This window comes from Shewanella sp. MF05960 (assembly GCF_050849305.1).
GTDB lineage: Bacteria > Pseudomonadota > Gammaproteobacteria > Enterobacterales > Shewanellaceae > Shewanella.
The window spans coordinates 1-7925 of the sequence record NZ_JBOZPS010000038.1; the positions used below are offsets into that span (position 1 = coordinate 1).

Consider the following 7925-nt stretch of genomic DNA (forward strand, 5'->3'; position numbering starts at 1 on the left):
ACCTGCTGATCAGTGATTCGTGTTCCCGGCACAGTGAACTCCTCCGTTCTGCTGTACCGAACCTTATCAGATCAACCGGCCAAGATAATTGTCGCTAGACCGGCCACCGTAATTGTCGCTTAATACTGGACTTCGTATAAGTGAGTTGCTTGCCATAAGTTGGGAAGATATTGACTTTATTAATGCAAAACTCAAAGTCAAAATCGCGTTAGTTGATAAACAATATAAAACACCAAAAACGCCTGGGTCACAACGCACAGTTGAGTTATGTGCTTCTGCTATGTATATATTAACACAACAAAAACTGATAACTGGACATCGCAAACCTAGAAAGATTTCAGTGCTTCAGCGCGACAATAAAACGAAAAAAATCGAAAATTTATCACTCGTTTTCTACAACACTCAGACAAATCAGCCGTTTATTAGCGCCAAGCAGTTCAATAAAACGTTTTTCACCCCATTTTTGTCATCTGCCAATGTTAAGCACCGCGGCGCAGGACAACTTAGGCATACTTTCGCAAGCCAAGCGCTGACTTCTGGCATCTCAAAAGAATGGATAGCCCGACAACTAGGGCACGAAAGCACTGCGATGATTGACATTCATTATGCACGCTGGATGTGTGCAGATGCGCCAGACTTTGTTAATAGAGTTGAGCAGCAATTCAGTGGTATTTTTACACCCCAACAGAATGATGAGCCGATAAATGTCGATGAAAACACATCTGATGTTAAAGCAACTTCAAACACAGTCGCGAACACTGATATTCAGCTGTCAGAGCAACAGATATCGCAATTGCTCATTAGTCACCCCAATTTGATAACAGAGTATCTCAATCGATTGTTGAGTCAGAGTGTTCGGGAGACGTTGATATGAGATTAACGACTCTCTTCTTTGCATTTGTTAACTATGCATTTAATGACAAGGGGCGCAGAGCTGGCAAAGCTACCTTGTTTCATTCATTACGTCTCACAGAAGAAATGGCGCTTAAACAAAAGTATTTGACTAAGTCACAGAAGCTGATGCGCTCAAAGAATGAGATCGAAATTGAATGGGATAGCTCGCTATCGCACACTAATTTGATTGATACCCCTGATGGAATTGTCCCTCTAGATAACTTTTCACAAGAGCAAAGAGAGCAAATGATGTTCGAAATTTTGCAACCCGAAACAATGAAGAGTGCTGATGCGCGTAAATTGGGGCAAGACAAAGCACGCTCAAAAAACAAACTTAAAGAGTGGATAAAGGCAGGTCATTTTTGTAAGAAAGGTATTGAGTTAGTCGATGAAATTTTTTCGAGTGATAGCTTAATAAATGTGCATCATGCTGCATATCGATTGAATTTACTTGATATGAAGCGTAAAGCTCAGAGAGTTGAGCAATTGGTGAATTATATCAAAGCCCACAATGCATTGTTAGATAAGCCTAATTCACTTAACTCTGTCAATTTTGAAGAATTATTATTCAAAATCCCTATAAATAATCAGATAGGTACAGACATTGTGAGCAATGAAGAAATGATGCACGCAATGAAAAGTTTCTTACAGCGTTATTATCCTGATCATCCAATTAAACTCATGGTGTTACATCATGATGAACGACTACCCGGTGAAATAACTGGCGGTCATGTTCATGCTTTCATTTCTGGGAAAAATGCTTCAACGCATCAATACGATTTACGGTTAGCACACATCAGAAACGTCAATGCATTTTTGTTTGATCGCAAAGGTGTCGATGCCGAGTTACTTTCTGAGAAAGGACGCTTGAATCGTGAACAAGCAGGCGATGTGGCGAAGCATATGCAAGAGATGTTCTATGAGTTCGTCAATGAACATTTCTTTCATCCGAAGGGCATCAATGCTGATTTCCATCCAGAATCTGTCCGTAAATCTGAAAAACGAATGCAAATGCGTAAAGAAGCAAAGCTAGCGAAGCGCGATAGATCATTCAACTATCACACACGTTTACTTGAGGACGTGGATAGTTTAGAAAATAAGTCTAAAAGTTTGAATGACAAAGTTTCTCTGCAAAAGAAAACGGTTGATGATTTAGAGAGCAAAGTCGTTTACTTGAGTGAAAATTGTGAGACTTTGATAATAAAAGGTGACGCACTTGAGCAACAATGTATTAAGCAAGAGATAGCTTTTCAACAAAATCAGCGTAGACATAGTAAAAAAATACGGCTTGAGCAAGAAGTTGATGAGCGTTTAAGCACAAAGAGAAAGGAAGAAAAGAAATTAGATGCATCGATTTTGCTTAAACAGCAAAAACACACAGAATTAGATAGCGCCATAGCTGAAAAACAATCAATTTTAGATAGACTTAGCGTAATGACAACTCAGGCATTGTATCCAATACACAAAATGTTGGAACACATGAATAATCGATTAATACTAAAAGGAAGAGCCGGAGCGATGGAGTTCATGCAACATATCATTAAAGCCTTTAGTGCAGATTTGCCAGCAGAGCTCAGAAAAACACTAATAAAAATCACGAATAATACTGGCGATACAGAGCTTGAAAACGCGTTAACACGCAAAGACAGTCAGATTAACGACTCATTGGATATGTGATAAAGCACGCGTTCAATATTCGTTAAATGATGCGTTAACCGTATTCTCTCAGATTAGAGTTAATACAATATAATTTGCTCGCAAAATAAGCAGATAATCGGTCATTACTTTTTAAAGTGATGACCGATTTTTTATTAATCGCTGCGAATGTCAGGCCTAAACTAACGACAAAGCATAAGGCTATGTTTGTATCGAGTTATGGAGTGTAGTTGGTGTCAATTGCGCTATCTAGCCCTAATTGGCAGCACTGCTGCCACAGATGGCACTACGCTGCCAGTGTCGGCATTAAACATGTCAGTGGTCGTTTTAGAGAGCAAACGGATGAGGCGAAATAGTCAAAATATCGATTTGATAAATTGAGGTTTGAACAACATGTATGTTTGAAGCCCATTAGTGTTGAAATGAAATTACCGTAGATGGTGAGAGTATAAAACCCGCATGGCCATTTGTTTTTTACAACGTGATAATGTTTAGGCTAAGCCTAAAAAGACCTTAACTTCGCACTCGTTGAGTGCGAAAAAATACAGCTTCGCAGTCAGTGACTGCGAAGCAAAAAGCAGCCCACAATTATGTGGGACCAGTACGTAACCCGGTACGCTTGTATCCCACTTTTTGTTCCAAAAAGGTCGGATACAAGCTCGGGCAAGGGGAGCCCCCTTAACCCCAACAGCCACATGCTGCGCATGTGAAAAAATCAAATTCAAAAGACACAAGTGCATACTCTTAATAATACTGTGCCAACCATTTCGTTATTGTCCCAAAAGCGAAAAAGTATAGATGTTAGACGTACTTTTCATCATTTAAGGTGGAAGTTAGCTAAACTTATTTCGTAATTTTGAATTAAATAATTTAAATTCATGCATCAAATTATGCACTTGCAATTCAGCTTGCAAATCTGCGTGCACTTTCCTTACTGGCAATTATTAATGATAAGCCCTTATCATTAGCTAGTAGTTTAAGCTGAATTGCAGTATGTTATTTGAGCAGTATGTTATTTGAGCAGTATGTTATTTGAGCAGTATGTTATTTGAGCAGTATGTTATTTGAGCAGTATGTTGTTTGGACAGTGTGTTATTTGAGCTGAACCTCCCAGCAGAAAGACATACTTGTTCATTCCCATACTTCTTGAAAATTTAGCGTGCCGTTAAAGGCCAAGTTCAATATTGGATTTATTCTAAAATTTATTAAGGAGAATATTATGATTAAAATAGCATTTGCCTCCTGTTGCCGTTATGAAGCATTCCCGCATATCCCTCATGATCTTAAACAACCTGAATGGAAAGCAATTCAAGATGTTTCCCCCGATTATTTATTTCTTCTAGGTGACAATATTTATATGGATTATGGTGTTCGTTTTTTTAGTCAAGAGCCTGTCGGTTCGCCTGAAAAATTAAGCTTAGAAGCTTTTGAAATAAAGATGAATGCTAAATACTCACAACAGTTTTCAGTACCCAACTTTAAGAGTTTGATTTCTGAAATGCGAAATAAAAATGCATTATTTGCCACATGGGATGATCATGATTTTGCATGGGATAATGCTTGCGGTAATGAAGTACCTGATGACAAAAAGCTCGCATCAACTAATTTATTTAAAAAATGGGTGTTAGGGCAATCAGAGCCTGATAATTCTCCTATTTATTGTTATGTGGATCTGCCAGAGAACAATCCTATTGCAAGGTTTATTATTTTAGATAATCGCAGTTACTCTGAACGAATAAATCTTCATTCTGATGGAGAAGATGAGTTCACATCTGCGTCAGAAGGAAAAAGTATGCTTGGAGTTGAACAACTGACGTTTTTGTTAGAAAAAATGCAACACGATTTACCTCATACCTTTATATGCGCAGGTCTTAGTTTGACTCAGGGGAGTGAGAACTGGTCTAAATACGAAGAAGAATATGATGTTTTTTCTCAAGCTGTAGATGCTTCAAATAGTAATGTCTTTTATGTAGCTGGCGATATCCATAAAAATAAACTTTTAAAACCTAATTTTAAACGTCCTTGCTATGAAATAATATCATCTGGAATATCAATTAATTATTTAGGTTTACCCTCTGATTTTGATGATTGTCATAATTGGGGAGTAATAGAATTTGATATAAATCAAGTTAGTGTTCAATTTAATAAAGCAAAGATCAACGATGTCGGTGGTATACAAAAAATTAAAAGTAAAACCTACCAATTACTTTGATAAGACTAAAAAATTTATGTGACTACAGCCACAACTTGCTGAGGATATAGTCATAAGCAGAGGCAGTAATTATGGGCTGGGCGCAATAAATGGCAACGCTGTTTTCGACGTCAGGCAGAACAAACAAAAATTTAAGAATCAAACTAATTAATTGTGATTCTATACTGAAGCTATTAATACAAGTATGTTCTTATATTAATAGCTTTATAAAACTGTTTTAATATCAAGGATTATGAAAATGACAAATGTTAAAAAGGAAGTTAAAGAAAGTGAAATTTTGTCATATGAGCATTATGCAATTTTATGTGATGCAGTTTATAGGCCATTATTTAACCAAAAGTTGAGTGGTTACAAACATCAGAAAATTATCAGTAACAAAAAAGGTGCTGGTATTTTACGTGTTTTATCAAATGATGAGGAAGTTGGAGTTTTTTTTCGCGGTACAAATGTATTATCCGATTGGTTGATAAACTTTAACATTAAACCTAAAACAACAATGATCAACGGTAAAAAAATATTTGTTCATTCAGGTTTTTTAAAAGCTTTGAACCAATATCCTAAAAATCAAGAAGTGTTTAATTTATTTGAAATATTAGAAAAGACCCTCGAAGAATTCGAAGCTTCCAAGAAGGATATTGTTTTAGCTGGTCACTCTTTGGGAGGCGCTTTAGCCGTGCTTTCGGCTGCAAAATTACAAGACAAATATCAGAATAAAGTATCAAATGTTATGACATTCGGGCAGCCTGCAGTAGGTTTTTTGGGTTTCAAAAAATCATATTTATTAGATAGTAAAACGATTAGGGTTAATTCAGGTTTGGATATAGTTACTTTTCTTCCAGGGCCATTTTATAAGCATGTTGGAAGACAAATATGGATACATAATGATGAGGTTTTTGAAAATGTGCATTGGTTTCGAAAGATAATAAAAATTTTTAAACATGCATTTACTGCCTTCATTTATGATCACAAAATGGAAAAGTATATTAGACATAAAACTCTTTTCTTAAAGAGTAAACTTTTAATGAAGAAAAATGAATGAAGAGGTTGTGATACTTAATTTTAAGCTTGGGCAGAGAAATGTTGCTCTACACACTATATAGGGCCAATTATACTTGACTACCACTAATTGATTCCACAGGGTTTGGAATTAACCAGTAAGTGCTGCAGAGCAAGGAGTTAGTTGCTTCTATAGTCGAGCGATAATCACGCGTCAACATAAATCTCAATGATTTCTATGTATAACTAATTAATAATAAAGGAAATAATATGAAAAATAACACTTTTGGACTACTATTTATCTTGTTTAATTTTTTGGTGTTCCAAGAATCATTTGCAAACGGATCACTAGCAATTGATAAAAACAAAGGTTCTCAATATGGTTGGGCGGTTGACTATCCTACAATTCAATTAGCTGAAAAAAGAGCACTCGAAGAGTGTGGTAAAAATTGCTATATAGTTTTTTCATTCGATGGTGGCGCTGCTGCTTATGCTGTGGATCAGAGTAAAGGATCCAATATCTGGAGTTGGGGCCGGGCTGATTCAGCTGTAAGAGCAAAGCAAATTGCTTTAGAAGAAGCGAAAAGCAGAGGTGCAAAGAATCCAATCATCAGAGTTTGGGCTCAAGAAAGTAAAGATAGTGAATCCAAAAGCACTCCAATTAACAATGATCAAGTTAAAGTTTTTGTTAATATCAAAATAGATATTGAAAATGGAAAAGATATGTTTTCTAAGGGGGGATGGGCTCAAGTTGTAGGCTGGACATATGCAACACATGAAGAGTTATTAGAATATGGACTACTAAATACTCCAAGTATATTATATTCTAAGAAGGTGACTGGAAAGGTACATAGTGGAACTTATTTAACAACACCTAGAAGTTTTCACACACCTGATAATTCTCCAATCATCAAACGCTTCGTTAATAATGTAATACATAAACATCCTATTTATAACTTTCGTAAAAAGAGCGAGTATCATAAAGATATAATGAAGATGTGGTCCCATGACAAATTTAATTTTTTTGGTTACAATGCCAGTATAATTATAATGAATAATAGTGATATGACATATGAGCAGTTGAAGAGCTCTGCCACATATTATGAACAAAAAAATGGTGGGTATACTATATTGGACCTGGGAGGATTTTAAACCTCTGACCCGTCATAGTATCTGTTGATAGTAATCCAATACAAGTAACCTGTATTAGTTTCGAATTAATCTGACATATCGACTTGCCAAGTTGAGAGTTACCCATTTTATAAAGGTGTTTGATCTTTAATTAAAACTAAAAAAAGGTAACTCTCATGTTTCACACTAACAACCCAATAATTCAACAAAAAGCGGGTTTATTAAACTTAACTAAAGAATCCAATAACCTTTCAAGATCCTATAAAATCATGGGCATATCACGAGATACTTTTTATCGTTATCAAGAACTAGTCGAAGAAGGGTTATTAATCCGCTGATATAAAATAATCGTCGAGATCCAAATATAAAAAACTCATTTATCGCTAGAAGTGGTTTACAGCCCTGGTGTTTATAAATAGGCGGGTTTGACAGTGAAGCTGCGCACTTAATGAAGCCTATATCACTACGCTTGCCAATTTAATACTCATGCGAATTAGGTCTTCCCTATTCTTGATTAGAGCTAGTTGAGATTACACACAGCTGTTTCATTTATAAGCAATTACGATTAAAATTTAGATGCATCAATTTTGCATTTTTAAGGCTCATAGTCATTGACTCTTTTCAACTTCAGGAATATAGTCAATCTTAGTTAGCAATTGCAGGTTTTTAAGATGTAAAACTCTGCAACCAAATGAATTTAAACGACTATTTAAACTATTTAATTCGAGAGTCTGGGTTCAAATCCCTATCCCTCCGCCACATTCTAAAGTGAAAAAGCCATTGATAATCAATGGCTTTTTTGCTTTCTAGCATTTGAAAAATCATATTCTCAGACCCAAAACGGATGACTGAGACATATGTACCTATTCAGAGCCACAAATTGTACCTATTACACCCGCATGGTGTTACGTATGCGTCCGGGCAAGTACGTCTTCAACTGCGCTCATCGAGCCTTTATCTTAACGACTAATAATTACAATCAGGAGTTAACATGGCTAAACGTTCACATCAAGATTGGGCTGCTTTGATACAACAG

5 protein-coding genes and 1 pseudogene are annotated in these 7925 nt (G+C 36.0%); all 6 read left to right on the forward strand.

What is annotated here, in order from left to right:
* Positions 1-112: 112 nt before the first annotated feature.
* The gene (locus ACROAE_RS20235; protein WP_432406015.1) at positions 113-874 is read left to right on the forward strand and encodes a site-specific integrase; all 762 of its coding nucleotides are present in this window, start codon (positions 113-115) and stop codon (positions 872-874) included.
* Entirely contained in the window at positions 871-2571 is a 1701-nt protein-coding gene (locus ACROAE_RS20240; protein ID WP_432406018.1) for a hypothetical protein, read from the forward strand. The genes ACROAE_RS20235 and ACROAE_RS20240 overlap by 4 nt, the downstream gene beginning before the upstream one ends.
* 1198 nt (positions 2572-3769) lie before the next feature.
* A complete protein-coding gene (locus tag ACROAE_RS20245; RefSeq protein WP_432406020.1) occupies positions 3770-4762 on the forward strand; it encodes an alkaline phosphatase D family protein in 993 nt (330 codons plus the stop codon).
* Between the two features lie 238 nt (positions 4763-5000).
* The gene (locus tag ACROAE_RS20250) at positions 5001-5801 is read left to right on the forward strand and encodes a lipase family protein (RefSeq protein WP_432406023.1); all 801 of its coding nucleotides are present in this window, start codon (positions 5001-5003) and stop codon (positions 5799-5801) included.
* Positions 5802-6028: 227 nt separating this feature from the next.
* Positions 6029-6910 carry a DUF4189 domain-containing protein gene (locus tag ACROAE_RS20255; protein ID WP_432406026.1) on the forward strand — a complete coding sequence of 294 codons (882 nt, stop codon included), beginning with the start codon at positions 6029-6031 and terminating at the stop codon, positions 6908-6910.
* Positions 6911-7065: 155 nt separating this feature from the next.
* A pseudogene (locus tag ACROAE_RS20260) lies at positions 7066-7229 on the forward strand (helix-turn-helix domain-containing protein); the annotation flags it as partial.
* Positions 7230-7925: the final 696 nt, after the last annotated feature.

Excerpts from the sequence above, each read along its gene's own strand:
- ACROAE_RS20240 (WP_432406018.1), top strand. The coding sequence starts at position 871 with ATGAGATTAACGACTCTCTTCTTTGCATTTGTTAACTATGCATTTAAT.
- ACROAE_RS20245 (WP_432406020.1), top strand. The coding sequence starts at position 3,770 with ATGATTAAAATAGCATTTGCCTCCTGTTGCCGTTATGAAGCATTCCCG.
- ACROAE_RS20250 (WP_432406023.1), top strand. The coding sequence starts at position 5,001 with ATGACAAATGTTAAAAAGGAAGTTAAAGAAAGTGAAATTTTGTCATAT.
- ACROAE_RS20255 (WP_432406026.1), top strand. The coding sequence starts at position 6,029 with ATGAAAAATAACACTTTTGGACTACTATTTATCTTGTTTAATTTTTTG.